The sequence below is a fragment of the Agreia sp. PsM10 genome (genome assembly GCF_030433855.1).
Lineage (GTDB): Bacteria > Actinomycetota > Actinomycetes > Actinomycetales > Microbacteriaceae > Agreia.
In genome coordinates, this window is sequence record NZ_JARUXC010000010.1 from 1 (window position 1) to 25752 (window position 25752).

At 68.9% G+C, this 25752-nt stretch carries 28 protein-coding genes, 1 tRNA gene and 1 riboswitch; of the genes, 9 read left to right on the forward strand and 20 right to left on the reverse strand.

The window, feature by feature from the left end; translation table 11 throughout:
* Positions 1-139: 139 nt before the first annotated feature.
* From QCD70_RS12875 to QCD70_RS12905, 7 genes are all read right to left on the reverse strand, one after another.
* Positions 140-1000, reverse strand: coding sequence for an anti-sigma factor (locus tag QCD70_RS12875; RefSeq protein ID WP_301216849.1), 861 nt, complete (start codon positions 998-1000; stop codon positions 140-142).
* Positions 1000-1596: a sigma-70 family RNA polymerase sigma factor gene (locus QCD70_RS12880; RefSeq protein WP_441004943.1), complete on the reverse strand. Its 597-nt coding sequence runs from the start codon at positions 1594-1596 to the stop codon at positions 1000-1002. The genes QCD70_RS12875 and QCD70_RS12880 overlap by 1 nt, the downstream gene beginning before the upstream one ends.
* A gap of 85 nt (positions 1597-1681) precedes the next feature.
* Positions 1682-2515: a glycosyltransferase family 2 protein gene (locus QCD70_RS12885; RefSeq protein WP_301216851.1), complete on the reverse strand. Its 834-nt coding sequence runs from the start codon at positions 2513-2515 to the stop codon at positions 1682-1684.
* Complete coding sequence (locus QCD70_RS12890; protein WP_301216853.1) at positions 2512-3537, reverse strand: glycosyltransferase; 1026 nt, start codon at positions 3535-3537, stop codon at positions 2512-2514. The genes QCD70_RS12885 and QCD70_RS12890 overlap by 4 nt, the downstream gene beginning before the upstream one ends.
* Positions 3534-4610, reverse strand: a complete 1077-nt coding sequence (locus QCD70_RS12895) for a glycosyltransferase (RefSeq protein ID WP_301216855.1) — start codon at positions 4608-4610, stop codon at positions 3534-3536. The genes QCD70_RS12890 and QCD70_RS12895 overlap by 4 nt, the downstream gene beginning before the upstream one ends.
* A complete protein-coding gene (locus tag QCD70_RS12900) occupies positions 4607-5836 on the reverse strand; it encodes a glycosyltransferase family 1 protein (RefSeq protein ID WP_301216859.1) in 1230 nt (409 codons plus the stop codon). Before QCD70_RS12900 ends, QCD70_RS12895 begins: the two co-directional genes overlap by 4 nt.
* Positions 5837-6101: 265 nt before the next feature.
* Entirely contained in the window at positions 6102-6731 is a 630-nt protein-coding gene (locus QCD70_RS12905) for a DNA-directed RNA polymerase subunit beta (RefSeq protein ID WP_301216860.1), read from the reverse strand.
* A gap of 57 nt (positions 6732-6788) precedes the next feature.
* Here QCD70_RS12905 and QCD70_RS12910 point away from each other — a divergent pair.
* The 4 genes from QCD70_RS12910 to QCD70_RS12925 all read left to right on the forward strand — a co-directional run bounded on the left by QCD70_RS12910 (position 6789) and on the right by QCD70_RS12925 (position 9170).
* Positions 6789-6861, forward strand: a tRNA-Lys gene (locus QCD70_RS12910).
* Between the two features lie 87 nt (positions 6862-6948).
* A complete protein-coding gene (locus tag QCD70_RS12915; protein WP_301216862.1) occupies positions 6949-7143 on the forward strand; it encodes a hypothetical protein in 195 nt (64 codons plus the stop codon).
* Between the two features lie 144 nt (positions 7144-7287).
* Positions 7288-8007, forward strand: coding sequence for a DUF4241 domain-containing protein (locus tag QCD70_RS12920; protein WP_301216864.1), 720 nt, complete (start codon positions 7288-7290; stop codon positions 8005-8007).
* The gene (locus tag QCD70_RS12925) at positions 8004-9170 is read left to right on the forward strand and encodes a MarP family serine protease (protein ID WP_301216866.1); all 1167 of its coding nucleotides are present in this window, start codon (positions 8004-8006) and stop codon (positions 9168-9170) included. Before QCD70_RS12920 ends, QCD70_RS12925 begins: the two co-directional genes overlap by 4 nt.
* Positions 9171-9201: 31 nt before the next feature.
* On the opposite strand, the gene QCD70_RS12930 is transcribed toward QCD70_RS12925, so the two are convergent.
* Positions 9202-9522, reverse strand: a complete 321-nt coding sequence (locus QCD70_RS12930; RefSeq protein WP_301216868.1) for a hypothetical protein — start codon at positions 9520-9522, stop codon at positions 9202-9204.
* A gap of 126 nt (positions 9523-9648) precedes the next feature.
* Here QCD70_RS12930 and QCD70_RS12935 point away from each other — a divergent pair, with 126 nt between their 5' ends.
* A complete protein-coding gene (locus QCD70_RS12935) occupies positions 9649-10443 on the forward strand; it encodes an EI24 domain-containing protein (protein WP_301216870.1) in 795 nt (264 codons plus the stop codon).
* Here the strand turns inward: QCD70_RS12935 and QCD70_RS12940 are convergent.
* The 6 genes from QCD70_RS12940 to glyA form a co-directional block, all read right to left on the reverse strand.
* Positions 10438-10761: a DUF7882 family protein gene (locus tag QCD70_RS12940; protein WP_055927337.1), complete on the reverse strand. Its 324-nt coding sequence runs from the start codon at positions 10759-10761 to the stop codon at positions 10438-10440. The genes QCD70_RS12935 and QCD70_RS12940 overlap by 6 nt on opposite strands.
* 142 nt (positions 10762-10903) lie before the next feature.
* Positions 10904-11161: a hypothetical protein gene (locus tag QCD70_RS12945; protein ID WP_301216875.1), complete on the reverse strand. Its 258-nt coding sequence runs from the start codon at positions 11159-11161 to the stop codon at positions 10904-10906.
* 114 nt (positions 11162-11275) lie between these two features.
* On the reverse strand, positions 11276-12193 hold the full coding sequence (locus tag QCD70_RS12950) for an aldose 1-epimerase family protein (protein ID WP_301216877.1): 918 nt from the start codon (positions 12191-12193) through the stop codon (positions 11276-11278).
* A 65-nt stretch (positions 12194-12258) separates the two neighbouring features.
* The gene (locus tag QCD70_RS12955) at positions 12259-12396 is read right to left on the reverse strand and encodes a hypothetical protein (protein WP_301216879.1); all 138 of its coding nucleotides are present in this window, start codon (positions 12394-12396) and stop codon (positions 12259-12261) included.
* Between the two features lie 42 nt (positions 12397-12438).
* A complete protein-coding gene (locus QCD70_RS12960) occupies positions 12439-13323 on the reverse strand; it encodes a bifunctional methylenetetrahydrofolate dehydrogenase/methenyltetrahydrofolate cyclohydrolase (protein ID WP_301216881.1) in 885 nt (294 codons plus the stop codon).
* Entirely contained in the window at positions 13320-14603 is a 1284-nt protein-coding gene (glyA, locus tag QCD70_RS12965; RefSeq protein ID WP_301216883.1) for a serine hydroxymethyltransferase, read from the reverse strand. The genes QCD70_RS12960 and glyA overlap by 4 nt, the downstream gene beginning before the upstream one ends.
* A gap of 66 nt (positions 14604-14669) precedes the next feature.
* Positions 14670-14751: riboswitch (ZMP/ZTP riboswitch) on the reverse strand.
* A gap of 144 nt (positions 14752-14895) precedes the next feature.
* Here glyA and QCD70_RS12970 point away from each other — a divergent pair.
* Positions 14896-16785: a sigma-70 family RNA polymerase sigma factor gene (locus QCD70_RS12970; RefSeq protein ID WP_301216885.1), complete on the forward strand. Its 1890-nt coding sequence runs from the start codon at positions 14896-14898 to the stop codon at positions 16783-16785.
* A 24-nt stretch (positions 16786-16809) separates the two neighbouring features.
* On the opposite strand, the gene QCD70_RS12975 is transcribed toward QCD70_RS12970, so the two are convergent.
* On the reverse strand, positions 16810-18054 hold the full coding sequence (locus tag QCD70_RS12975; protein ID WP_301216887.1) for an MFS transporter: 1245 nt from the start codon (positions 18052-18054) through the stop codon (positions 16810-16812).
* A 217-nt stretch (positions 18055-18271) separates the two neighbouring features.
* Between QCD70_RS12975 and purU the strand changes: the two genes are divergently transcribed.
* The 3 genes from purU to nagA are packed head-to-tail and all read left to right on the forward strand — an operon-like array spanning position 18272 to position 20655.
* Positions 18272-19123: a formyltetrahydrofolate deformylase gene (gene purU, locus QCD70_RS12980; RefSeq protein WP_301216889.1), complete on the forward strand. Its 852-nt coding sequence runs from the start codon at positions 18272-18274 to the stop codon at positions 19121-19123.
* A 21-nt stretch (positions 19124-19144) separates the two neighbouring features.
* On the forward strand, positions 19145-19507 hold the full coding sequence (locus QCD70_RS12985; RefSeq protein WP_301216891.1) for a YrdB family protein: 363 nt from the start codon (positions 19145-19147) through the stop codon (positions 19505-19507).
* On the forward strand, positions 19507-20655 hold the full coding sequence (gene nagA / locus QCD70_RS12990) for an N-acetylglucosamine-6-phosphate deacetylase (RefSeq protein ID WP_301216893.1): 1149 nt from the start codon (positions 19507-19509) through the stop codon (positions 20653-20655). Before QCD70_RS12985 ends, nagA begins: the two co-directional genes overlap by 1 nt.
* A gap of 28 nt (positions 20656-20683) precedes the next feature.
* Here the strand turns inward: nagA and QCD70_RS12995 are convergent, their stop codons facing one another.
* The 5 genes from QCD70_RS12995 to QCD70_RS13015 are packed head-to-tail and all read right to left on the reverse strand — an operon-like array spanning position 20684 to position 25715.
* Positions 20684-21469 carry a glucosamine-6-phosphate deaminase gene (locus QCD70_RS12995; RefSeq protein WP_301216895.1) on the reverse strand — a complete coding sequence of 262 codons (786 nt, stop codon included), beginning with the start codon at positions 21467-21469 and terminating at the stop codon, positions 20684-20686.
* A 1-nt stretch (position 21470) separates the two neighbouring features.
* A complete protein-coding gene (locus QCD70_RS13000; protein ID WP_301216897.1) occupies positions 21471-22409 on the reverse strand; it encodes an ROK family protein in 939 nt (312 codons plus the stop codon).
* Positions 22406-23884, reverse strand: coding sequence for a beta-N-acetylhexosaminidase (gene nagZ / locus QCD70_RS13005; protein WP_301216899.1), 1479 nt, complete (start codon positions 23882-23884; stop codon positions 22406-22408). Before nagZ ends, QCD70_RS13000 begins: the two co-directional genes overlap by 4 nt.
* Positions 23881-24723 carry a carbohydrate ABC transporter permease gene (locus QCD70_RS13010; protein WP_301216901.1) on the reverse strand — a complete coding sequence of 281 codons (843 nt, stop codon included), beginning with the start codon at positions 24721-24723 and terminating at the stop codon, positions 23881-23883. Before QCD70_RS13010 ends, nagZ begins: the two co-directional genes overlap by 4 nt.
* Complete coding sequence (locus QCD70_RS13015) at positions 24720-25715, reverse strand: carbohydrate ABC transporter permease (protein ID WP_301216903.1); 996 nt, start codon at positions 25713-25715, stop codon at positions 24720-24722. The genes QCD70_RS13010 and QCD70_RS13015 overlap by 4 nt, the downstream gene beginning before the upstream one ends.
* Positions 25716-25752: the final 37 nt, after the last annotated feature.

Here is a 25752-nt window from a genome sequence, read left to right on the forward strand (position 1 = left end):
CGAACTTCGACCACGCAAAACTGCTCCCCAGAAGTTGAGACTGAATTTCTCAGTCCAACTTCCGGGGAGCGGTTCATATCGAGGGGGCCTTCGTTGTTGTGGTGCCGGTGTTCCCTTCGACAGGCTCAGGGAACGGCGGCTACGCGCTGGCGATCGCGACGATGGGCGTCGTGGTCGGCGTCTTCGATCCGCCCGCGGGTTCGATCGTGACACCCACGGTGTCTCCAGCCGACATCGTTCCGTCGAGCAGGTGCCACGACGTCTTGTGGGCGCCCGTGGCGTCGAAGGTGCCTGCGGGAGCCGCTCCGGCGTCGTTGATGTACCAGGCCTCGTAGACGCTGCCGGCCGGCAGGGGTTCGAGGCCGTCGACGACCACCGCAGAGCGTCCGAGCTCGTTCGACCACACGAGCGTGGCGACACCGCCGCCGTCGACCTCGCTGCGCTGCGACTGCGTGTCCGACGCCGCGTAGATCTCGGCGAGACCCGCCGCCTGCTGATCGACCACGACAGGGGTGCCGCCCGTGAGTGCGGAGCCGACGAAGCCGCCTCCGACGAACAGGGCGATCGCGGCTGCCGCCGAGACGAGGAGAGTGGCGGGGCGGGCGAACCAGCGCGCCTGGGCCTTCTGCTGGGCCGCACCGGTCTCGACGACCGGGCGCGGAGCATCCGCCGTGCCGTCGGAGACGGTGCCGTCGGAGACGGTCTCGTCGGAGACCGACCCGGTGCCGGTCGGAGCCTCGGAGACAGGGCTGACCGTCTCACGGGGAAGCTGCGGGGTCGATGCGATGGCGGCCATGATGTCGACCTTCAGCTTCGCCGACGGCTCGACGGGAGTCGATGCGAGGCCCAGGAGAACGGCCGTGGCGCTGAGTCCGTCGGCCTCGGCGGCGAGGTCGGGATCCGACTCCGACGCTGCAAGGAAACGGTCGAGTTCTTCGGGGGTCAGGGCGCCCAGAGCGAAGGCTCCGGTGTTCAGGCGGGGGTCGTCGTGTGCAGACATCAGGCAACTCCCATTTCGTCTCGAAGGCGGATCATGCCGTCGCGCAGGCGCGTCTTCACGGTGCCGATCGGAATGGCCAGGATCTTGGCGACCTCGCTATGGCTGTATCCCCCGTAGTACGCCAGAGAGATGGCTTCGCGCTGCAGTTCAGTCAGCTGAGTCATTGCTCTCTTCACCCTTTCATGTTCGATTCTGATCTCGACCGATTCGGCCACCTGATCGTATTCACGGTCGACATCGCGGATACCGATCTTGATATCGCGATCGTGCGAGGACTGCGACGCACGGACGCGGTCGACCGCCCTGCGATGCGCCATCGTGAGAACCCAGGAGAGGGCGGCGCCGCGCTGTGGATCGAACCGTGTTGCCGTGCGCCAGATCTCGAGAAACACCTCTTGAGCCACTTCTTCGGACTGCGCGTGGTCGATAAGCAGTCGTTTGATGAGGCCGAGAACCCGCGGTGCGATGCGGTCATACAGTTCGGCGAATGATCTCTGATCGCCGTCGGCAACCCGCAGCAGCAGGCTCTCGACCGAGTCGAGCGCCTCCATCGGGGTACCGTCGTGGTCGCTATCAGAGGTCACGAGCTTAAGCATGACAGGTTTCCCACCTGAGGCCTGTTGTTCGTGGTCCGTTCACACCAATGATTCGGTGCGGGTACGATGTCGGATTGGTCGCGCGTCAGAGCTTTTCGTAGACGTCGTGAATCGGACTGTGCGCGATGAGCCCGGCCTCTTCGAAGGCCGCCAGCCAGCCGCCCATCGGCCACCGACCCCACCGGGCGTGGAACAGGGCCGCATTGCGCAGGATGTCGTCGAGGTGAGACACCGGGGGCGACTCGACCGGGTGGTGCTGGTGATAGGCCCGAGCCGCGCCCACCCAGGCGAGCTCGATGCCGCGGTGCGCCGCGGTGGCGGCGAAGTCCGTGTCCTCCCCGCCGTAGCCCACGTACCGCTCCTCGAAGCCTCCGATGCGCCGCCAGGTCGAAGCGGTCACCGCGAACGAGAGCGACCAGAACAGATCGTGGTCTCCCCCTCGCTCGACTTCGCCCGACTCGGGCGCAGGGCGGGCGGGGTGCGGCTCTGCGAGCGTCGCGATCGTGCCGAGGTCGTAACCGTGCGAGGGCGCGGGCGGCAGGTAGGCGACGGGCCCGCACAGGATGTCGCCGCGCAGCTCGAGCGAGTCGGCTGCGGCCTCGTAGGCCCCGATCAGGGCGGGGCTCGGAACGCAGTCGACATCGAGGAAGACGAGCACGTCGGCACCGGCCGCGAGCGCCGCATCGGCACCCGCGTTCCGCGCCGCCGCGATCGGCAGGCCGAGCGGATGCGCCGGGTGACGCAGCACACGAACGGGTGCGCGGTCGGGCACCCCGCCCTCGTCGAGCTGCACCGGGTCGTCGACGGCAACGACCACGTAGTCGTCGGGACGTCGTTCGCTGCGCGCCACGGCCTGCCTCTGCAGGTCGAGATGCGCGTGCCTTCCGTGAACCACCGTGACCACGGCGACCCGGGTCACGCGGGCTCCTCCGCAGGGGCGTGCGCCAGCTCCCGCTGGATGACGGCTGCGGCGACCCGGGCTCCCAGTCCGTCGTTCCACCCGTCCCACAGCTCGCCGTCGAGTCCGAGGGCCTCGTCGAGAAGAGTCGGCCACCCGGTAAGGGGGAAGTTCCATCGCACGAGGGCGGGCCACCGGCTGCTTCCGGCGAGCACGGAGGCGGTCGTCGCCTGTTCCTGGTGGGGCCTCGACTCGGGGATCACGATGGCGGGGCGCCGCGCAGCCGCCACGTCGGCGAGCGCGTTCTGGCCCGCATGCGTCACGACGACGTCGGCCGAGCAGATCTCCGGCCAGGGATCTTCGACCCATCGGCCTCCGCGACTGCCGAGCACGGTCCAGTGCCAGTCGGGAGTCGCCTCCCTCGCCGTCGCGATGGTGGCCGCGTCGAGGGAGCTGCCACCGGCACCGCCGAGCAGAAGCAGACGCCTCGGCGCATCGGGCGTCGATGACGGGCGCCGCTCGTTCGCCCGGGTGCCGAAACGCGAAATCGCGCCGACGCAGTGCAGTCGGCGCCGGGCCGGCGCGCTGAGTCCGGAGATCATGCCCTCGGCCTCCTGCGGCCAGGCCGCGATGATCGCCGCAGAGATGTCGTAGCCGAGGCGGTGCGCCTCGTCGTCGCGCACGCCCGGCAGGGCGACGGAGACGACCGGAACGCCGAGGAGCCGGGCGAGCAGCGCGACCTCGACCGACACGTCGACGACGATCACGCGGGGCCTCGACTCGGCGATCCATTGCGAGATTCGGGCCATCCGGTCGCTGAGGCCCTGATCGTGCAGCGGCACCCAGTGCAGGCGGCCCTGCGCGTCGACGTCGCGCGGAGCGGCGGCCTCGTCGTCGCGCGCGAGTTCGATCCAGTCGCCGCCCCAGTCCGCGGGGCGGGGCTGAGACGATAATCCGGTGACCGGCTGATCGAGTTCGGCCGCGATCGCCATGGCTCTGTTGAGATGCCCGCGACCCTGATGATGGATGTAATAGCCGATCACGCCGCGAGCTCCGCGGGCACCAGCGACTGATAGAGCTCTTCGTAGTCGTCGACCATGCGATCGAGCGAGCAGGCCATGACGGCGCGGTGCCGCGCATCATCGCGCGAGAGACCGGATGCGGCCGTCATCGCCGCGCCCAGCGCCTCGACATCGCCGGGTGCGGCGAGACGGCCCGACAGCTCGTCGAGGATCTCGGGCACACCGCCCCTGGCGAATGCCGCCACGGGTGTGCCGCAGGCCAGCGACTCTGCGGCGACGAGGCCGTAGGGCTCGTCCCAGATGGGCGTGACCACCGAGACGGCAGCCCGCCCGACGGCCTGCACGAGCTGCTCGTGGCGCAGGTGGCCGAGATACCGGGTCCTGTCGTCGAGAAGGGGCGCGATCTCGGTGTCGAAGTAGGCCCGGTCGAGGCTCGGTCCGGCGAGGTCCAGCTCCATGCCCGCCGCCCGCGCGGCGCGGATCGCCAGGTGGGGCGCCTTCTCGGGAACGAGACGCCCGAACCAGATGGCGGCCGGCCCGCCCGGCCCGGGCATCCACGCGCTCGTGTCGACGCCGTTGTGAATGACCGTGCTCTCGACGACGTGGCGCCACGCACTCGCCGTGTGTCGACTGACCGACGCGTATGCGAGGCTCGCGGAGGCCAGCTTGGCGGCCGACTCGAGCCACGGCACCGGCGGCGTGTGCAGGGTCGTCACGAACGGCAGTCCGGTGGCCTCGGCCATGGCGACGGGCAGGTGGTGGAGGCTGTTGTTGTGCACGATGTCGTAGCTGCCGGGGGTGCGGCTGAGGTCGAGCATCAGTTTGAGGTAGGCGTGGTGTTCCCGCATCCACTGCTCGGGCCGGGCGCCGACGTCGGCTCGGGCGGCCGGGCTGCTGGTGAACTCCTCGACGTCGAGGTGAAGGGCGCCGAGCCTGGCATCAGACCCCGGTGCGGCGAACAGGGTGACCTCATGCCCGCGTCGGATCAGCTCGGTGGCCAGGCTGTGCGTGTGCGCCTCGAGCCCTCCGGCGAACGGCTCGGCCACGGGAAACCGGCTGGAGGCGATGAGGCAGATGCGGAGCGCCCGCGTCATCGAAGGAGATCGCGGTAGAGGGCGGCGTGCGCGTCCGACACCGCGTCGCGCTGGCGTCTGCGCTCGTCGACCGTGATGGAGAAGAGGGGCCGTTCGTAGTACGCGCGAGCCACGGCCGAGCCGAGCGAGTCCGCGTCGAGGCCGTCGTCGTCCTGCAGGTAGAGCAGCACGGGAGCCTGATCGCGGTAGTAGCCGCAGTTGGGCGCGAGCACGGCGGTTCCGAGGTCGCGACAAGCCTCCAACCAGCCCGAGTGCGTGCCGAAACGGTAGGGCAGCACCGAGAGATCGAGCGAGGCGAGGTACTGCCAGAGCTGCGTGTCGTCGAAGTAGTCGTGGATGCGCAGGTCGATACGGCCCGCATCCGCGCTCGTGCGCAGGAGCTGGGCGAGCTCGTCGTCGTAGCGCGCTCCGTTGGGCTCCCGGAGGTCTCGGTGCCCGTCGATCTGGAGCACGGCTCCCGGCAGGCCGTCGATCGCGTCGAGCAGTGCGCCGATGACGGGAACGGGGTTCATGTTGGCGCGCAGGCTCTTGAGGTGCAGGCCGATGCGGTAGCCGGAGTCGTCGTGCCGGGCCCGGTCGCGCTGACCGTCGACTCGGGCGTGCTGGATGGCGCGCATGGTCTCGAAGTCGACCACGTGCGGGTGGGACAGCACGATGGCGCGGCGGGCCCACCGACGCTTGATCTCGTAGGCGGCGCCGTCTGTGAGCGTGATCACGGCGTCGGCGGCCGGGATGATGACATCCAGCTGGGCGTCGTGCTGCGACCGGTCGAGGTGGTGCGGGTTGCGGAGGTCGTGCACCGTGTAGACGAACGGCTTGCCCTGCCGTCGCAGTTCGGACACGAGGTCGCGGAGTTCGTCGGGCGTTCGCGCGTCGAAGCCGAACTGCAGATGGAAGATGTCGAACTCGTCCGCGTGCTCCCGCACCCAGGCGGCATCGAGCATGACCGGGGGCCACCAGCGCTGCTCGGCCGAGCGACTGGGGTCGTCGGGATGAGGATCGGCCAGCCGCACGACACGAACCCCGCCATCGCGGGCTGCGGCCGCCGGTCCGCCGGGTGCGGCGACGTCGCCGTCGATCGGCGCGATGTGCCGCACGTAGACATGGGAGGCGGGAACGGTTGCGACACGCACGAGCTGCGGCTGAGCGCCTGGACGGATAGGCGAGACGACTCCTGCCGATGACGTGGATCGATCCTGTGCGGGATGCGGAAGAAGGCGCGTCATGAACGTCTCCCCCTTACGACCCGTGTGGATTCAGATGCGCCGGGATTGTCCTGCGGCGCCTGAAATTCAGCATGCCACTCGGCCGCGGGATTCGATTTGCCCCTTGCCAAAAACGAGAAGCTGACCTACGCGAGCGAGACGCGATCTGCTCGAAGGAGAAGAGAGTGCCAGGCCGCGGAACGCCTCTCGGCGGAAGGCCGTTCGTAACGGCGGAAATTGGAGCCCGGGGTTACCACGGCCCGGCGAGATACGACATTACCCGACTTCAGTCGAGGCTGTCCGTTCTCCACAACTTTGCGCAGATAGCGAACTCCGACGCGGTCTCTGCGAAACGGTTGGCACGCACGGTCAACTCGGATGCCCGCTCCCCCGAATCCGATTCGGTGTCGTCCGCCTCCGCGGCCGTTCCGAGCGACATGATGCGGCAGAACGCCGCAGCCCTTTCGAGCGCGACGGCGAAATCCCCGTCGAAGATTCCGCGCAGGATCTGGTCGGCGAGCGCGGTGATCTCGTTGGGGCCCGTCGGCGAGGTCGCCCCGGCGACGACGGGGTCGATGGTGACGCTGAGGTCGCTGCCCTTCTGGAAGAGGTAGCTCGACTGCTCGGGATCCTGACGGATCAGCGCACGCAGCAGGTAGATGCGCCAGAGAGCGCCCGGCAGGCTGTGCGACGAGGCCCGCGACCACAGCTCGGCGATCGCATCGATGCCGTGGAGGTCGGTGTACTCGATGAGCCTGTCGATCACGCCCGGGTCGGGATCGGCGCGCACGCGGCCCAGCAGGGCGCTGGCCGTGTCATGCGCGAGCCGGGAGATCTGCGCCGGATCCTCGCCGCCCTTGAACGCCTCGAACTCCGATCCGCCGAAGAGTGCCGGTTTGCGATGCTCGCTTGTCATGCGTCCATCCTGCCTCGGTTCGATCCGAGGTCAAAGACGCGCTAGATTAGTCGCTGCGGGCCTCTAGCTCAGTTGGTAGAGCATCGGACTTTTAATCCGCGGGTCGCGGGTTCGAGCCCCGCGGGGCCCACCGTACTCGTCGACATCGGAACCATGGCTCTCGATGGCGGGGATCACCCCCCTCAGGTCGAAGAAATCGCTTGTAGGGAGCAATCGAATGTCCGACCGCGTGTATCGAACGGGTCTCATCGTCATCATCGTGGCGGGTGTGATCCTGACTCCGCTCACGGCGACCCAGACAGTGCCCACCGCTCTCGGATTGGCAACGTGGGTCGCCCTCACCGGATGGATCGTCTCCTACGAGGCGGCTAGACGACGACGTCGACAAGAACACGACGCGAACTCTCACTAGAGCTCACGACGTGAAGATCGCCATCACCGGCTCGACTTCTCGGCCGAGCAGATCCGAGCCACCCGTCCTCCCCGCGGCGGGTTCCGTTTCAGCGATCTGCTCATCTCCAGCTAGCGCACCGGCGGCTGCTGGCATCATTGCTTCGTGCGCCTCTCCGACTTCTTCGCCCTCGTTCCCGGCGACGCTCCCCTCGTCACGGGTGCTACGGGAGAGCTCATCGTGCACCAGCTCGGCGTGCTCCGCGTTCCCTCGGGAACCCTCGGGGCCGCCGACCCGTTCGTCGCCCTCGACCGGCCGATCACCGTGCGCATCCCACCGGGCGACCACCCGGTCGCGGTGACGATCGCCGACGTGTCGACACAGCGCGACCGGTCGCACCTGCGCGAGGCCTACCTCTCGCTGGTCATCTCGGATGCTCCGAACGCGTCGGTCGAGCCGGTGCCCGGTCCCGACGGCCCTCCCGAGGCCGGAGCCTTCTTCGGCGTGGCCGTCGATGCCGGAACCGTCGCCTTCTTCGACGCCCCCGCCGTGGAGTCGTCGATGCCGAACGACGGCGACAGCTGGTACGACGAGGTGTTCGACACCGGCGAGCCCGGCTCGTGGTTCGACATCATGGACTCCGAGACGCCGCTGCAGGCGGGCACCGCGAACATCGAGATGCCGTTGGCCCTGTCGGGCGAGAATGTGATCCTCGCCCACTCGGGCTGGGGCGACGGCGTCTATCCCCTTCTCCAGACCCTGGATGCCGAGGGCCGGCTCACCGGCGTGCATATCGACCTGCAGGTGGTCGGCTCTCCGCCCGAGGCCGAACCGGCGCCGCGGGCGACAGGCTGGCTCGCGCGAGTGAAGAGAGCACTCCGGTGATCGACGTCATCGTCGTGATCGTGCTGCTCGCGGGCGCCGTCGCCGGCTACCGCATGGGGCTCGTGCGATCGCTCCTCGGCCTCGTCGGCGTCATCGCCGGAGGCATCGGCGCGTACTTCGCGATCCCGCCGGTCGTCGCCTGGATTTCCGAACCGGAGTGGAGGATCGCCGGCGTCATCGGCACCGCATTCGTGCTCGTCACCATCGGCTACCTGCTGGGAGCCACGATCGGTCGGGTGATCGGCCGCGGCGTCGACAAGGCGAAGCTCGGATTCGTCGACCGCCTGCTCGGGCTCGTTGGTAGCGGAATCGCAGCCGTCCTCGTCGTGGTGACCGTCGCATCCGGTGTCTCGACCCTCGGTGTCGCGCCGCTCACCCAGGCCGTGGCGTCGTCGTCGATCCTGAAGACCCTCGACGGCCTCGTTCCCCCGCAGGTGACCAGTCTCCTGGCCCAGCTGCGCACCGCCGCCGTGACCGACGGCGCTCCCTGGGTCATCGACGCGCTCGGCGCGCCGAGCACGGCTCCCTCGATCCCGACGATCAGCACGGACAACCCGGCACTCACCGCCGCCGCGCAGTCCGTCGTACGCATCACAGGGACTGCGTACGAGTGCGGGGTCACGATGTCGGGAAGCGGCTTCGCCGTCGCCACCGACAGGGTGGTCACGAACGCGCACGTCGTCGCCGGCATCTCCGAGCCCGTGGTCGAGGTTCCCGGGCAGTCTCCGCGCGCGGGCCGGATCGTCTACTTCGACCCGGCGGCGGACCTCGCCGTGATCGCCGTCGACGGGCTCCCCGCCGACGCGATCGAGCTGAGCGACACCCTGGCCCCGTCGAGTACGGCCGTCGTCGCCGGCTATCCGTTCGGAGGGCCGTTCTCGATCGCGGGTGCCGAGGTCCTCGCGGCCGGCCCTCTGCAGCTCATCACCGACGGAGCCGCCGGCACGACCCGGGATGCCTACACGCTGGCCGCCGACATCGAGCCCGGCAACTCCGGTGGGCCGCTGCTGACCGTGGACGGCCAGGTCGCCGGTGTCGTGTTCGCCAAGGCCAGCACCGTCGACAACGTCGGATACGCGCTCACCATGCAGGAGCTGTCGCCCGTTGCCGCGCAGGCACCGGGGCTCTCAGCCCCGGTGAGCACCGGAGACTGCGCCGGTTGATCCCGTCCGGTTGTCCCGATGAGGCTGCCTTTCAGAAGACGTCGTAATCGAGGCTCGCCTTGCCGTTCGCGCTCTCGATGCGGGCGGTGTTCTCGTGCGAGCTCGCCTGACGTCGCACTTCGTCGGCCACGTTATGCGTCTCGGGCTCGGCATACGAGACGGCCTCGTGCTGACTCAGGATCTGGCTGGCCGGCCCGAGCACGAGGGTCACCGGCGTCGACTCTCCTTCTGTACTGAACCCGGGTACGACGACCACCTGGTTGCGACGATTGCGGGGAACGGTGGCGACGAAGTGCACGAGCGCGTCGGCCACTTCGTCGCTCGTGACAAAGGTTCCGCCTGCGTAGCTCATCCTTTTCATCTCTCTAGATTCACCCATCGACCTCTCGAAGACCCGGGCATTGTGATGACGGCATTACTGAGGTAGCAGCCGGGTGGACTTTCGCTCCAGGCCGCCCCACCCGTACGATGAGGACCCATGCCGCCCGCACCCGCCCGAAGCGTCGTCCGCCGATTCTTCGATGGAACGGCCTATCTCGGTCGCGGCCTGAAGATGTGGGGAACCGACCCCCGACTGATGCTCGTCGGCGCGCTCCCGGCCCTCATCGTCGCCGCGGTGTATCTCGCCGCGCTCATCGTGCTCTTCGTCAACGCACCCGCCCTGGCGGAGTGGGCGACCCCCTTCGCCGACGGGTGGCCGGAGGGCTGGCGCACGGCAGTGCGGATCGCTGCCATCATCGCGTTCGTGGGCCTGGGCGCCCTGCTGGTGGTCTACACCTACACGGCCATCACGCTCGCGGTCGGCGACCCCTTCTACGAGAAGATCTGGCGGAGCGTCGAGAACCGGCTCGGCGGCATCCGGAACGAGGTCGAGATGCCGTTCTGGCCGGCCCTGCGCCGGGGCATCCTCGACGCCGTGCGAATCCTTGTCGCCACCGCGGCCATCGGGCTCGGCCTGTTCGTTCTGGGCTTCATCCCGATCGTCGGCCAGACCGTCGTGCCGATCGTCGGAGCCGCGGTCGCCGGCTGGTTCCTCGCGCTCGAACTGACCGGCAAGGCGTTCGACGCCCGGGGCCGCTCCCTGAAGGATCGTCGTCGGGCGCTTGCCGCCATCCGGCCCACGGCGCTCGGATTCGGTGTGGCGAGCTACCTCGTCTTCCTGATTCCGTTCGGCGCCGTGTTCGTGATGCCTGCAGCCGTGGCCGGCGCGACGTTGCTGTCGCGCGAGGCGCTCACCGACCCGCAGCGAGACGGGTCGGTGCCGGCGCTATGAGTTGCCGGGCTCGGAGTGCTCGTCGGGTTCCGGAACCGGCCTGAGGCCGCCCGTGCTGTTGGCCGCCAGCATCAGGTCCTCGATCCACACTCGATTGAGCGCGGGCGACTTGTTGCCGTAGAAGCGGAAATGAAGGGGGATCGAGGGGTGGATCCAGATGGTGCTGCGGCCGCTGCCCTCTTCGGTACCGTGCTCCCACGACAGCATGAACGCCTCATTGCGTCGCAGCTTCGTCGAGATCACGACCTTGAGGTGAGCAAGCAGCCGATCCTCGAATTCGACGTCGGTGTCACCGGTGCCGTAGATCAGTCTGCCCATATGAAAATCGTCCGTTCCTGACAAAGGGCCCACGCGGTCCAATTCCACGTGAGCTCCCCAGCGAACCTACCCCTAAATATGAGCTTTTGGGTTCGGGGTTGTCAAAAGTGCGGCCGGTGTGCGAAGAAGCACCGACCTCGCATCAGTTCGAGCGAGCGACCAGAGCGTCTCTCGCGTCGTCGAACGACGCGTAGAGTCCGCAGAGATTTCCGCGGGCGTCGGTGAGTTTCATCTTCTCGCCCGGGGTGCCCTGCACCATCCCGGCGAATCGCCCGTCATGTCGCGCCAGCCAGACGCCATCGAAGACGAGTTCCCAGCGCAGGTGCGGCATCGCACGGTCGGGCGAGATCGATTCGGGTGCGGTCGTCGTCGAGGGCACGCTGTCGAATAACAGAGACATGAATCCACTCCATTCCAGAGTTGTTTATGTCGTCAGGCTATGCAAGGCTTCGCCCCCGAACAAGGGGTTTACGCCTCTCCCCGGGCACGCTACAGGCGGGTGTGATGACGGCCGCTAGGACGCCGGACGGTACCGGACACCCCAGCTGAGCATCCACGACGTGCCCGGTTCGAGCCAGCGGACACCCTGCCCCGTGTTGAACGCATTCGCCGGGGCGGTCATCGGCTCGAGGGCGATGGCCATGCCCGTGCCCGTCTCGAAGGGGAACGCGCGGGGGTTGTACGCCTGGACCCAGGCGAAGTTCGCGTCCGTCCACAGTTCGACTCGGCGACCGTCGGGAGCGACGAGGGAGTGGATGTTCTGCCCACCCGTACCCGTCAGGGTTCCGAAGGCGTGGTTCAGGTCGACATCGGAGAGACGGCGCCCGGCGCGCAGGTCGAGTCCCGCCTCCTCGACACCGACCTCGGCGGTCGGAATGAAGGCGTCGTCGTACTCGTAAACGGTCTCCGCGGCGATGGTGAGCGTCAGATCCTCCGCCGGCACCGAGCCCACGACGAAGTAGGGGTGAGCGCCGACCGCGACAGGGGCAGGAGCATCCGACTCGTTCGTGATGGCGTGGGTCACGGTCAGACCGGCCTCACTCAGCTCGTAGCTCACCGACGTGTCGAGCAGGAAGGGGTAGCCGTGCTGGGGGAAGACGCGGGCGTGCAGGGTGAGGAAGCCATCGCCCTGCTCGGCCACGGTGTAGGCCGTGTTGCGCAGCAGTCCGTGCGTGGCATTGCCCGTCGACGGCTCCGTGATGTCGAGCTGCTGTGTCTTTCCGTCGAGCACCCACGCGCCCTTGGCGATGCGGTTCGGCCACGGAACGAGGACGATGCCCTGGCCCATCGGCGGCAGCGACGACTCGGGGTACTCCCGCACGACCTCGACTCCGTCGAGCACGAGGCCCCGGAGACCGGCGGCCAGCTCGGTGATCGTGGCCCGGGAATCGCCGAACTCCACGGAGAACTGGGTGCCTGTCGCTGCTGTCACGGCATAAGCCTACGGCGTCGCCCGACCCAGGGCATCCGGATGCCGGGGGTCGGGCGACGTGCCGGTCAGGCGGCGGGCGCAGACCCGTCGGTCGGTTCCGGATCGGTGGGAAGCGACTCCTCGATCTCCTCGAGGACGTTCTCCTCTTTCTCGACGACCGTCTTCTTGCCCGGATCGTGAGGCTTGGGATGTTCGTGCGTCATGCGTTCCTCCTTCATTGGTGGGGTCGTGCTCTCGCGCCGAGACTAGGGGGTCGCGGCGTCGACCACGTTCTGTACCAGCAGGGCGCGGGTCATCGGCCCGACCCCGCCGGGCACCGGCGACAGGAACCCGGCGACCTCGGCGACGGCGGGATCGACGTCGCCCTTCAGCCTCGCCTTGCCCGTCTCCTCGTCGACGACGCGCGTGATGCCCACGTCGAGCACGGCGGCGCCCGGCTTGACCCACTCGGCCTTGATGAGACCGGGAACTCCGACGGCCGCGATCACGATGTCGGCGCGGCGCACCTCGGCCTCGAGATCGCGGGTGCGCGAGTGGGTGAGTGTGACGGTCGCGTCGATGCCCTTGCGGGTGAGCAGCAGCCCGAGGGGGCGACCGACGGTGAGCCCGCGCCCGACGATCACGACGTGCCTGCCGCTGAGCGGCACGTCGTAGCGGCGCAGGATCTCGACGATGCCGGCGGGGGTGCATGGAAGAGGCGCGGGTCGACCGGAACTCGCCGAGGGATCGACCGTGAGCACGAGGCGCCCGAGATTCGTCGGGTGCAGACCGTCTGCGTCTTTGGCCGGATCGATGAGTTCGAGCATCGCGTTCTCGTCGATGCCGTTCGGCAGTGGGAGCTGCACGATGTAGCCCGTGACGAGCGGATCGGCGTTGAGCGCCTCGATGGCGTCGCGCACGTTCTGCTCGCTGGCCGTGGCCGGCAGGTCGACACGGATCGACTCGATGCCGACCTCGGCGCAGTCGCGGTGCTTGCCCGCGACGTACGAACGGGATGCGGGATCGTCTCCGACCAGCAGTGTTCCGAGGCCCGGGTGGATGCCCTGCTTCTTCAGCTCGACGACGCGCTGGGCCAGCTCTGCCTTGATGGCGGCCGCGGTGGCGACGCCGTCGAGGACGACGGCCGTCACTGGACGAGCCCGGGGTAGAGCGGGAACGCCTGGGTGAGCGCGGTGACGCGCGTGCGGAGCGACGCGGTGTCGGCTCCCGGCTTCAGCGCCTCGGCGATGATGTCGGCCACCTCGGTGAACTCGACGTCGCCGAACCCGCGGGTCGCCAGCGCCGGCGTTCCGATGCGGAGACCGGAGGTGACCATCGGCGGGCGGGGGTCGAAGGGAACGGAGTTGCGGTTGACCGTGATGCCGACCTCGTGCAGCACGTCTTCGGCCTGCTGCCCGTCGAGGGGCGAGTTGCGCAGGTCGGCGAGCACGAGGTGCACCTCGGTGCCGCCCGTGAGCACGTCGAGGCCGCCGGCGCGCGAGTCCTCTGCGGTGAGGCGGTCGGCGACGATGCGGGCGCCGTCGATGGTGCGCTGCTGGCGGTCGCGGAACTCGGGCTCCGCCGCGAGCTTGAACGCCGTGGCCTTGGCGGCGATGACGTGCATGAGCGGACCGCCCTGCTGGCCGGGGAAGACGTTCGAGTTGAGCTTCTTGGCCAGCTCGGTGTCGCGGCTGATGATGAAGCCGGAGCGGGGACCGCCGATGGTCTTGTGCACCGTCGACGACACGACATCGGCGAAAGGCACGGGCGACGGGTGCAGACCTGCCGCGACCAGCCCAGCGAAGTGGGCCATGTCGACCCAGAGCTTGGCGCCGACCTCGTCGGCGATGGCCCGGAACGCGGCGAAGTCGAGGTGACGGGGGTAGGCCGACCATCCGGCGATGATGACCTGCGGGCGGTGCTCGAGCGCCTTGTCGCGCACGACGTTCATGTCGACGAGGAACGTCTCCGGGTCGACCCCGTAGGAGACCGCGTTGTAGAGCTTGCCCGAGAAGTTCAGCTTCATGCCGTGGGTCAGGTGTCCGCCGTGGCTCAGTTCGAGCCCGAGGATGGTGTCGCCCGGGGTGGCGATCGCAGACAGCACGGCCGCGTTGGCCGTGGCTCCGGAGTGCGGCTGCACGTTCGCGTACTCGGCGTCGAAGAGGCTCTTCGCGCGGGCGATGGCCAGCTCTTCGGCGATGTCGACGAACTCGCATCCGCCGTAATACCGACGGCCCGGGTAGCCCTCCGCGTACTTGTTGGTGAGCACGGAGCCCTGCGACTGCAGCACCGCGCGAGGAACGAAGTTCTCACTCGCGATCATCTCGAGCGTGTCGCGCTGGCGACCCAGCTCCTTCTCGAGGACCGCGTAGATCTCGGGATCGACGGTCTGGAGGGGTTCGTTGAACTTCGACGGCGTGTTATCAGACAAGACTGGCTCCTAAACATGACAGAAACGGAAAATGTCGCCGCGCGGACGACGGGGTGATGCAGTATCCGGATCGACCCAGGCGCGCGGCCGAATTCGTGTCAGTCGCTTCCCGATGGTGACCATCTGAACGCCAGTTGCGACACAAGGAAGCCTACATGAGGCATCCGCTATGATTTCTGGCACAAGTGGCGTCATAGACGCCGCCCTCGCATGTCTCTTTATGTGAGGGGGGAATGGGGACCCCGCAGTAGTACCGTCCTGAATTCCCCTTTGATAAAGGAGTGTGCGCCACATGGCCGCCCACCTCGATCCGCCCGCCCGACCGCTCGCCGACGCCTCAGACATGGAGCTGGTCGAGTTCACGCGGGCCGGCAACTCCGCCGCATTCGGCGAACTGTGGGTCCGCCACTCCAACGCCGGGCGAGCCGTCGCACGCAGCCACCGCTTCGATGCCGACGACCTCCTCTCCGAAGCCTTCGCCCGCGTCTTCCAGGCGATCTCCGCCGGAGGCGGTCCCACCACCGCATTCCGCCCCTATCTCTTCACCACGATCCGCAACGTGTCGATGCAGTGGGCGCGCGCCAAGAGCGCCGACGCCAGCGAAGATCTAGACCTCATCGCCGATCCCTCGACAGAAGAAGACGCCTCCCTCGCCGCGCTCGACAAGAGCCTCACGGTCAACGCGTTCCGCAGCCTCCCCACACGGTGGCAGGAGGCCCTGTGGTACAGCGAGGTCGAGCAGCTCTCGTCTGCGGAGATCGCCCCGCTCCTCGGAATGAAGGCCAATGCCGTCTCGGCGCTCACCTACCGCGCACGCGAGGGACTGCGTCAGGCGTGGATCCAGGCGCACCTCCGGCGCACGACCGATCCGGAGTGCGCGGCCGCCATCGAGCGCCTCGGCTCGTTCACCCGCGGCACGCTCGGCGCGCGCGAATCCAAAAGGGTGCGCGATCACCTCGCCGGGTGCACCTCGTGCACCATCGTCGCCGATGAAGCACGCCAGGTCGGTTCCCGCCTCGCCCTCGTTCTGCTGCCCCTCGCCGCCGGGGTCTCCGGTGCCGCGGGGTTCCTCTCGTGGATGCAGGCGGGCAGCGGCACGGCAGGAGGGCTTGCGGCAGCCGCGACCATGCCGGCCGACCTCACCGCCTCGGGCTCCTCCTCCGCGAGCGCGAACAGCTCCGCGTCGTCGAGCGGCGGCACGTCCGCGGCAGCGGTCGCATCCGGCATCGGCGCCGCCGGCATCGTCGGCTCGGCCGTCGGAGCCCTGGCCCTCGCCGCCGCCGTCGTCGCGGCCGTCACCCTCGGCCCCGGGCTGTTCGCGACCCCGGCAGACGACGCGTCATCCGCCGACCTCTCGTCCGACTCCGCGGCTACCGATCCAGGCGACTCTCGCAGCGGCTCCGACACGGCGGTCGTCGCCGACCCCGCGCCGGCCCCCACCACGTCGCCTGCGCCGACCACGGAGCCCGCACCCGCACCCGAACCGACGCGTCCGGGCCCGCCCGGCAGCCCCACGAAGCCCGCCGTCGCCCCGGAGCCGTCGCCGAACGACTCCCCCGCACCGAGCACACCGGCAGAGCCGTCGACGCCGCCGGTCGTCACGCCGGCCCCGCCCCCTGTCGAGCCCGAACCCGCGCCGGCGGCGCCGACCGTGGTCATCGAGCAGGCTGCCGACCATCTGACCTTCCCGGTGTTCAGCGGCACCGCAGAGCCGCTGTCATCGGTGCAGATCCTCGACACCGACGGCAATCCGCTCGTGTCCACCACGGCGGCCGACGACGGCACCTGGTCGATCTCCGACTTCGGCGAGAGCATCACCGGCGACCCCGCGGGTCGTGAGGTCGTCGTTCGACAGGTCGTCGACGGGGTCGAATCAGACCCGAGCGCGCCCCAGCACCTCGTGGTTCTCGAGGCCCCGGTGATCGAGACGCCGCTCGAGGGAGACTCCGTTCCCGTGGGCAGCACCTACGAGATCGTCGTCTCGGGGGTGCCGGGGGCGAGCATCCAGCGCATCGTCAACGGCGCCGTCCGTGAGGACATCCACGCTCTCGACGGCGACGGCCTGTGGTCGCAGATCTACGGGGCGCCGACAGCCGGCCCGATCGAGCTCGGCATGCGCTACTACGACCCCGACTCGGGCAGATTCGGTCTGACCCGCGTCGTCACCTACATGCTCGACTGATCTGAAGCGCTGCCTCGGCAGCGATCAGTCGGCGCGAGCCATGCGGCGGCGCGAGTTCAGCTCGGCCGCCACCAGCAGCACGCCCGCGAGCACCAGGGTGATCAGGTACGCCACCGGCAGCGACGTCAGCCCGAACCCGTCGAGCAGCGCTGCGCCCACGAGGGCTCCCCCGCCGATGCCGACATTGAACGACGTCGAGTAGAACGCACTCGCCGTGTCACGGATGTCGACCGATGCCACATGGAGCATCCGGGCGCCGAGAAGCGGCGGCAGGGTTCCGAAGACGAGCCCCCACAGCACGAACGCGGGGATGGCGATCATCGGGTCGGCCGCGAACAGGGCCATGACGGTCACCGAGATCGCGGTGACGGCGACGCCGATCACCACGCCGAGGGTGGGGTGCCGACCGAACACCGTTCCGGCGAGCAGCAGGCCGCCCGCACCCGCGATGCCGTAGATCGCCAGCAGCAGTCCCACGTCGCCTGAATCCACACCCAGCTCCCCGACGAGATAGGGCGCGATGAAGGTGTAGAAGGAGTAGTGACCGATCATGATGACGGCGGCCAGCAGGCACAGCAGGGCCACGGCCGGAACCGTCGCATCCAGCTTCCGGCGACCCGACGGATGCCGTTCCGGCGGCGCATCGGATTTGGCCGGACGCTCGACCCGGGGCAGCAGCCAGAGCATCAGGGCGGCGCCCACGATGCACAGCACCGCGATGGCCCCGAAGGCGCTCCGCCACCCGACGGCCTGCCCCAGGACGGTGCCGAGGGGAACGCCGAGCACGAAGGCGAGCGTGCCTCCGCCGGTGGTGATGGCGACGGCTCGACCGAGCTGCTCCTTCGGCACGAGATAGCCCGAATAGGCGCCCATCACGGCCCAGAACAGACCGTGCGCCATGCCGCCGACGATGCGCGCTCCCACGAGGATCTCGAAGGTCGGCGCGATGGCGGTGACCGCGCTCGAGAGCGAGACGACGATGAGCACGAGCACGATCAGGCGGTGCCGGGATACGCTGCGCGTCAGGCGCGAGAGAGGGATGCTCGTGAGCACGACCGCGAAGGCGAAGACCGAGACGAGCAGCCCGATCTGCGACTGGCCGACCCCGAGCTCCGCACTCATCTCCGGCAGGAGACCCGTGGGAAGCATCTCGGCGGTGACCGACAGGAACACGGCCGATGCGAGCACCAGCAGGCCGCCCCAGGGGAAGGGACGTCCGGGGGCCCCGGTCGGGATGATGGCGATGGGCGAGGTGAACGGCTGAGTCACGGAGAAAGAACGAACCAAACTAACGGAAGAAGGCGAACAGAGGCGGCGTCACGCCGACCTGACGAGGGCGGCATCGGAAGGATCGGACGATGCCGCACGATGGGCACCAGACCTCAGGAACCGATGACGACGTCGTGCATGCCCGGGGCCGAACGACATCCGTCGGCCAACCGCTAGTGTAACGGGAGGCAGAACGAGAAGAGAAGAGGCGAGAGCGTTGACGAGTTCCCACTGGGTATTGACCTTCGTCTGCGCAGACCTCCCCGGAATCGTGCACGCCGTGAGCGGCGCGGTGGTCTCGTCGGGCGGCAACATCACCGAGAGTCAGCAGTTCTCGAGCGCCGACACGGGCAGGTTCTTCATGCGCCTGCAGGTCGAGTCCGACTCCGACCGCTCCGTCTTCGAGCAGGCTCTGGCCCCGGTGATCGAGCGCTACGACATGGACTGGCAGCTCGACGTCGTCGGCCGCCCGCTGCGCACCCTCGTCCTCGGCTCCACGGCTGCGCACTGCCTCAACGACCTGCTGTTCCGCCAACGGGCGGGCCAGCTCGCCGTCGACATCCCCCTCGTGCTGAGCAACCACACGGTGCTCGCCGAACTCGCGGGGTTCTACGGGGTGGCCTTCGAGTCCCTTCCGGTGACGGATGCCGAGAGCAAGGCCGCGTTCGAACGTCGCGTGCTCGAAGTGGTCGAGCAGAACGACGTCGAACTCGTGGTGCTGGCGCGATACATGCAGATCCTGTCGCCCGAGCTCTGCGCCGCGCTGGCCGGCCGGGCCATCAACATCCACCACTCGTTCCTGCCCGGCTTCAAGGGCGCGAACCCCTACAAGCAGGCCCACGCTCGCGGGGTGAAGCTCATCGGCGCCACCGCCCACTTCGTGACGAGCGACCTCGACGAGGGGCCCATCATCGAGCAGAACGTCGTGCGAGTCGACCACTCCCGCACAGCTTCGGAGCTCGTCTCCATCGGCCAGGACGAGGAGAGCCGCACCCTCACCCAGGCGGTCAAGTGGTTCTCCGAGCATCGCGTGCTTCAAGACGGCGCCCGCACGATCATCTTCCGCTGACGCGGTCGGTACGCTGGAACCGTGACTCAGCAGACAGAGACAGCTCCCGACCGGATCGGCATCGCCGAGGTGATCCGGTTCATCCTCGAACTGTTCGCCTTCGTCAGCCTCGGCATCTGGGGATTCCTGGCCTGGCCTGGCCCGTGGCTCAACCTGGTGCTCTGCGTCGCGACGCCCCTGTTCGCCATCCTGCTGTGGGCCCTCTTCCGTTCTCCGCGAGCCGTCATACGGCTCGATGCATTCGGCAAGGCGCTCATCGAGATCCTCATCATGGGGTCTGCTGCGCTGGCGTGGCTCATGCTCGGGCAGCCCGTCGTCGCGGTGGTCTTCGGCATCGCCGCCGCCGTCAGCGGCGTGGTCTCCGGGCGCAAAGAGTTCCGCTGATGCTGCTGCACGGCGCGCGCAAGCTCGACGCCGATGGCATCCTCGACGACTTCTGGATGGTCTTCGCCGGCGACACCATCGCGGCGACGGGCACCGGCTCGGCCTGGCAGGCGCTGGCCCCGTCGATTCCCGCCGAGGAACGCGTCGACGCCCGCGGCGGGTGGGTGACCCCGGGGTTCGTCGACGTGCACGGCCACGGCGGCGGCGGCGCGTCCTTCGACGATGGCCCCGACGCCATGCGCATCGCCCTCGACGCGCATCGCGCGCACGGCACCACCCGATCGGTGCTGAGCCTCGTGTCGAATTCGCTCCCCGACCTGGTCGCGAGCCTGAGGCACGTGGCCGAGCTGACCGAGCGCGACCCGCTCGTGCTCGGGTCGCACCTGGAGGGCCCGTTCCTGTCGCCCCTGCACCGCGGCGCGCACGACCCCGATCACCTGGCGCATCCCGACCCGGCCTCCGTCGAGATGCTGCTGGAGGCATCCCGCGGCACCCTCAGGCAGATCACGATCGCGCCCGAACTGCCCGGCGCCCTCGACGCGATCGACCGTTTCGTGGCCGCAGGGGTCGTCGTGGCCGTCGGGCACACGGATGCCGGGCTCGAGCTCACGAGGCAGGCGTTCGACCGCGGCGCGACAGTGCTGACGCACGCGTTCAACGCCATGCCCGGAATCCACCACCGCGCCCCCGGCCCCGTCGTGGCGGCGTTCGACGACCCGCGCGTGGCGCTCGAACTCATCCTCGACGGTGTGCACGTGCATCCCGATGTGGCGCGGCTCTGCTTCGTGGCCGCGTCGCAGCGCGTGCTCCTGGTCTCCGACGCCATGGCCGCCGCCGCATCTCACGACGGGGAGTACCGGCTGGGCTCGCTCGACGTGACGGTGGTCGAGGGTGAGGCCGTGCTGAGCGGCACGCAAACGCTCGCCGGGTCGACTCTCACGCTCGACGCCGCGCTGCGCACCGCGATCGAACGGGCGAACATCGATCCGGTGCTGGCCGTGCGTGCGCTCACGGCGAGTCCCGCCCGCGCGCTCGGCCTCGACGAGCGGCTCGGGTACCTGCGCACGGGCTACGCGGCCGACGCGGTGCTGCTCGACGCCGGATGGCACGCGACCGACGTCTTCGCCGACGGCGAGAGGCTCGCCTAGGTCGGGTGCTTGCGCTGGAGGCCCGAACTCAGACGGCTTGCCAGGACGGCTTGTTGGCCCAGGCGTATCGGTAGTAGTCGGCGCGGGCGAGACGGGATGCCGCGGCCTCGTCGACGACGACCGTCACCCTCGCGTGCAACTGGATCGCGGAGCCGGGAACGCTCGCCGTGAGCGGCCCCTCGACCGCGGCCGCGAGCGCCTCGGCCTTGCCCTCCCCGAAGGCCAGCAGCAGGAGGTGCCTGGCCCGCAGGATGGTGCCGACCCCCTGAGTGATGCAGTGCATCGGCACCTCGCGAGGCGACGCGAAGAAGCGCGCGTTGTCGCGGCGCGTCTGCTCGGTGAGCGTCTTCACGCGGGTGAGCGAGGCGAAAGACGACCCGGGCTCGTTGAAGCCGATGTGGCCGTCGGTTCCGAGGCCGAGGATCTGGAGGTCGATCCCTCCGGCCTCCTCGAGCTGCGCCTCGTAGCGGGCGCCGGCCGTCTCGATCTCCTGCGGGCGCCCGTCGGGAACGTGCACGAGGCGCGGGTCGAGTCGCAGCGGCTCGACGACCTCGCGCCGGATCACGGAGGCATAGCTCTCCTCATGACCCTCCGGCAGCCCGACGTACTCGTCGAGCGCGAAGCCCCGAAGCCGCGAGAGGTCGAGTCCGCCCGCCGCCACACGCCGTTCGAGCGCCCGGTAGAGGGGCACGGGCGTCGACCCCGTGGCGAGTCCCAGCACCGCATCCTCTCGCTCGGCGACGAGTCGCTGCACCGCGTCGGCCGCGACCTCTCCAGCCGATTCGACCGAGTCGACGATCACGATCTCGGCCATGTCACACCTCCTCGGCGAGCGCGAGCGGACGTCCGACCAGGGCGGCCCCGACTGCCGCGACAGGAAAATCATCGGGCACGAACTGCACGCGGCCGGGCAGCTCGAGCGAGGCGAGGAACGGCGAATCGAGTGCCCAGCCCCCGAGCACGGCGCGGATGTCGTCGAGCAGGGGGTCGCCGAGGTGGCTGAGCCCTCCCCCGATCACGACGGCCTCGACGTCGACGGTGAGAACCAGGATGCGCACGGCCGCGGCGACATTCTCGACGAGCGAGCGATGGATGGCGATGGCGCCCGGGTCGCCGGCCCTGGCGGCGGCGAGCAGGGAGAGCACGGGCAGGGCGTCGTCGCTCGGCCACTGGCGGGCGATCGCCGATCCGGATGCCACCGTCTCGAGGCATCCGCGCTGGCCGCACGGGCAGAGGGCGCCCGTCGGGTCGACCGGGATGTGTCCGATCTCACCCGCGGTGCCCCGCGACCCCCGCCACAGCTCGCCTCCCAGCACGAGACCGGCCGCGAGGCCGGTGCCCAGGTTCAGGTAGGCCATGGAGTGTCGATCGCCGCCGTCGCCCTGCGGCGGGAACAGCAGCCGGAATGCCCCGAGCGCGGCGGCCTTGACGTCGTTCTCGACCTGCACGTCGACGCCCAGCCGAAGCCTGAGGTCTCGCGCAAGGGCGAGTTCGTCGACGCCCAGGTTGACCGCGTGCGACACGATGCCCCCCGCCGTGTCGACCGTGCCGGGGATGCCGATGCCGATGCTCGAGAACGCCGGCAGCGGGGTGGCGGTGAGCTGCCCCAGCTGCTCGAGCGCCGAGACGGCCGTGTCGACGACGGCGTCGCCCCCGAACCCCGTCGGCATGCGCAGGCGGGCCACGATGTCGCCCCGCTCGTCGATGGCCACGGCGTCCGTCTTGGTGCCGCCGATGTCTAGTCCGAGCCTCATCGGGTCTCTCCGTTCAGTGGTGCGGTGGCGCGCTCGAGCATATCGGCGAGGGCTGCGCTCACGAGGCGAGATCCGCCGAAGGTCGCGATGTCGGCGTAACCCCGATCGTCGCCGGGCCAGCCCATGTCGACGACGAGCACGGATGCGTGTCGCCGGCGCAGCCCGTCGACCAGGTCGACGACCCAGGGGCGGCGGTGGTTGTCACGGCCGATCACGATGATCGGCCGATCCGGGTCGAGCCCGTGAACGGCCGCCGTCCCGTCGGCGTCGATGCTCACCGCGTCGACGACCTCGTCGGAGCCGAACGGGCCCCAGGGAGAGTCGCCGACGGCGATGTTCGCCTCCGTCTCGATCCGAAGCACGAGGGCGTGCGTCGACGTGGCCAGGAAGCGTTCCGCCGACGCCGAGACGTCGAACGCGTCGGCGAGTGGAGGATGTGCGAGCGCGGGATGTGCGAGAGGAGCGTCGGGGACGGGCCCGGAGGCATCCGGCGCCACGACGACCGAGCCGGCGAGATCGCGGACCCGGCCCGCGGCATCCGAGAGCCGGCGCTCGTCGAGCTCGCCCCGATCGACGGCCTCGATCATGCCGGCGACGATCTGCTCCAGTTGTGCGGCGCTGTTCCTCGTGCCGATGCAGAGCAGGTCGCACCCGGCCTGGATGGCGCGCGACGCCGCGACGGGGATCCCTGTCCGGGCGCTCGCCCCGGCCATGTCGAGCGCGTCCGAGACGACCACGCCCGAGAAGCCCAGCTCCCGGCGCAGAATGCCGTCGAGGATCGTCACCGAGAAGGTCGCCGGGTTCTGCGCATCGATTCGGGGAAGCAGGATGTGGCTCGTCATGACCGTCGCCGCTCCCGCTGCGATCGCCGCTCGGAACGGCTCCAGCTCCCGCGCACGCAGTTCTTCGAGCGACACGTCGATCACGGGAAGGGCGAGGTGCGAATCCTGGCTCGTGTCCCCGTGACCGGGGAAGTGCTTGATGCTGGCGGCGACGCCCTGGGACTGCAGTCCCCGCGTCCACGCGGCGCCGTGCCTCGACACGAGGTCGGCCGCGGCGCCGAAGCTGCGCACCCCGATGACCGGATTGTCCGGGTTCGAGTTGATGTCGACATCCGGGGCGAAGTCGAGGTTGACGCCCACGGCGCGGAGCTCTGCGCCGACCCTCTCGCCCACCGATCGGGTGAGCTCGACGTCGTCGATGCGGCCCAGCAGAGCGTTGCCCGCGAACGGCGACCCGGTGTCGGCATAGAGGCGCGTCACATCCCCTCCCTCCTCGTCGATGGCGATGAGCGCGGTCGGGTTCGCCGATCGGATGTCGTCGGTCAGCCGACGGAGCTGGTCGCGCGAGGAGACGTTCTCGCCGAACAGGCACACGCCCGCGAGGCCGTCGGCCAGCAGTGCGCGCAGCCAGTCGGGCAGGTCGGTGCCGGCGAATCCGGGAAGGAGCGTGCCCAGGATCTCGTGGCGCATCATCCTTTCACCGCCCCGCTGACGAGTCCGCCCGTCATGCGGCCCTGCACGACGAGGAAGAAGATCACGACGGGAATCGCCATCAGCGTCGAGCCCGCCATTATGGCCGCCCAGTTGGTTGTTCCGGTCGCGACCTGGAACGTGCGCAGCCACACGGGCAGCGTCATCATCTCCGGCCGGGAGTTCACGACGAGGGCGAGCAGGAACTCGTTCCACGCCTGGATGAAGCCGAAGACGCCGGTGGCGACGAGGCCGGGCGCGAGGAGCGGGAAGGTGATCTTCCAGAACGCGCCCGTGCGCGAGCATCCGTCGATCATCGCCGCCTCCTCGAGGTCGATCGGAATGCCGTTGACGAAGCCGCGCAGGGTCCAGATGGTGAACGGAAGCACGGTCGCGACGTAGACGAGGGTCAGGCCCGCGATGGTGTTGAGCAGGCTCCAGCTGTCGAGCACCCGATAGGTCGACACGATCATGGCCTCGGCCGGGATCATCTGGATGATGAGGATCGCCAGGATGAATCCCTTGCGGCTGCGGAACCGGAACCGGGTGACCGCGAGCGACGCCAGGAACGCGAAGACGAGGGCGATCGCCACGGTGGAGATGGTCACCATCAGCGAGTTGCCGAGTGCCGGCATGAAGTCGGATCTCGTGGTGTCGAAGAGCACCGTCTCGTAGTTGCGCAGCGTGAAGTTCGCGGGCACGAAGTTGGGCACCACCGTGCGGATCTGGTTGTTGGGCTGCAGGGAGGTGTTGATCATCCAGTAGACAGGGAAGACCGAGAAGACGAAGACGATGACAGCGGCGGTTCCGAGGAGGAGGCTGTCGAGGCGCTTGCGGGTCACAGTTCTTCGTCCTTGATGCTCTGGCGCACGTAGTACAGGGAGATGGCCATCATGATGACCACCATGATCACGGCGATGGCCCCGCCGGCGCCGTAGTCGCCCGTGCCGAGCGAGGTCTGGTAGATGTACACGCCCAGGGTCGACGTCTGCTCGCGGATTCCCCCGATGCCCTGCAGGGCGTAGATCTGGGTGAACACCCTCAGATCCCAGATCACCTGCAGCACCGTGACAACGAGGAAGATCGACCTGAGGTAGGGGAAGGTCACCAGGAAGAACCGTTTCGGCCCGTTCGCGCCGTCGAGCTGGGCCGCTTCGAGCACTTCGTCGGGCACCTGGGTGAGCCCCGCGTAGATCGTGAAGGCGACGAAGGGCACCGACTGCCACGTGATGATGATCGTCGCCACCAGGAAGAAGCTGAGCGGATTGCTGAGCCACGAGTTGCCGTGCAGATCCTGCCCGGTGATCATGCCCAGCACGTAGTTCACGACGCCGTACTGCGTGTCGAACATCCACCCCCACACGATCACGGCGGTGAGCGCCGGCATGGCCCACGCGAGCAGCAGCCCGACCGAGACCAGCAGCTTGAACCCCTTGTTCAGCCGGGTCAGCAGAAGCGCGATGAGCGTTCCGATCAGCATTGTGACCACCACGTTCACGGCGGCGAACGCGACGCTGCGCCCCAGCACGGCCCAGAACTGCGAGTCGGTGAGCACCCGCACGTAGTTGTCGAGGCCGACGAACGGCGCCGGCTTGCCGAAGACCTGCTCGCGGCCGAACTCCTGGAACGACATGATCACCAGCTGCAGCAGCGGGTACCCGATCACCACGATCAGAACGAGCGACGCGGGAATCAGGAGAACCATCGGGGCCATCCGCGCAGACCGTCTTCGTCTGTGCACGGGGCGCGGGGGTTCTGGCGGGACGGGCGCCACCTGGCGCGATCCGTCGGCCCCGCCGGGCGCGACCTCGAGGGCCGGGCTGTGGGTCGACATATGTGCTGCTCCTACTACGATCGGAGGGTGCTGTGAT

What these genes read in the sequence shown, in the direction of transcription:
- QCD70_RS12915 (WP_301216862.1), top strand. Translation starts at nt 6,949, where the DNA reads ATGTCCGACCGCGTGTATCGAACGGGTCTCATCGTCATCATCGTGGCG.
- QCD70_RS12970 (WP_301216885.1), top strand. Translation starts at nt 14,896, where the DNA reads ATGGCCGCCCACCTCGATCCGCCCGCCCGACCGCTCGCCGACGCCTCA.
- QCD70_RS12995 (WP_301216895.1), bottom strand. Translation starts at nt 21,469, where the DNA reads ATGGCCGAGATCGTGATCGTCGACTCGGTCGAATCGGCTGGAGAGGTC.
- QCD70_RS12945 (WP_301216875.1), bottom strand. Translation starts at nt 11,161, where the DNA reads ATGTCTCTGTTATTCGACAGCGTGCCCTCGACGACGACCGCACCCGAA.
- QCD70_RS12875 (WP_301216849.1), bottom strand. Translation starts at nt 1,000, where the DNA reads ATGTCTGCACACGACGACCCCCGCCTGAACACCGGAGCCTTCGCTCTG.
- QCD70_RS13015 (WP_301216903.1), bottom strand. Translation starts at nt 25,715, where the DNA reads ATGTCGACCCACAGCCCGGCCCTCGAGGTCGCGCCCGGCGGGGCCGAC.
- QCD70_RS13000 (WP_301216897.1), bottom strand. Translation starts at nt 22,409, where the DNA reads ATGAGGCTCGGACTAGACATCGGCGGCACCAAGACGGACGCCGTGGCC.
- QCD70_RS12895 (WP_301216855.1), bottom strand. Translation starts at nt 4,610, where the DNA reads ATGACGCGGGCGCTCCGCATCTGCCTCATCGCCTCCAGCCGGTTTCCC.
- nagZ (WP_301216899.1), bottom strand. Translation starts at nt 23,884, where the DNA reads ATGATGCGCCACGAGATCCTGGGCACGCTCCTTCCCGGATTCGCCGGC.
- QCD70_RS12880 (WP_441004943.1), bottom strand. Translation starts at nt 1,596, where the DNA reads ATGCTTAAGCTCGTGACCTCTGATAGCGACCACGACGGTACCCCGATG.
- QCD70_RS12900 (WP_301216859.1), bottom strand. Translation starts at nt 5,836, where the DNA reads ATGACGCGCCTTCTTCCGCATCCCGCACAGGATCGATCCACGTCATCG.
- QCD70_RS12955 (WP_301216879.1), bottom strand. Translation starts at nt 12,396, where the DNA reads ATGACGCACGAACATCCCAAGCCTCACGATCCGGGCAAGAAGACGGTC.
- nagA (WP_301216893.1), top strand. Translation starts at nt 19,507, where the DNA reads ATGCTGCTGCACGGCGCGCGCAAGCTCGACGCCGATGGCATCCTCGAC.
- QCD70_RS12935 (WP_301216870.1), top strand. Translation starts at nt 9,649, where the DNA reads ATGCCGCCCGCACCCGCCCGAAGCGTCGTCCGCCGATTCTTCGATGGA.
- QCD70_RS12905 (WP_301216860.1), bottom strand. Translation starts at nt 6,731, where the DNA reads ATGACAAGCGAGCATCGCAAACCGGCACTCTTCGGCGGATCGGAGTTC.
- QCD70_RS12930 (WP_301216868.1), bottom strand. Translation starts at nt 9,522, where the DNA reads ATGAGCTACGCAGGCGGAACCTTTGTCACGAGCGACGAAGTGGCCGAC.
- QCD70_RS12940 (WP_055927337.1), bottom strand. Translation starts at nt 10,761, where the DNA reads ATGGGCAGACTGATCTACGGCACCGGTGACACCGACGTCGAATTCGAG.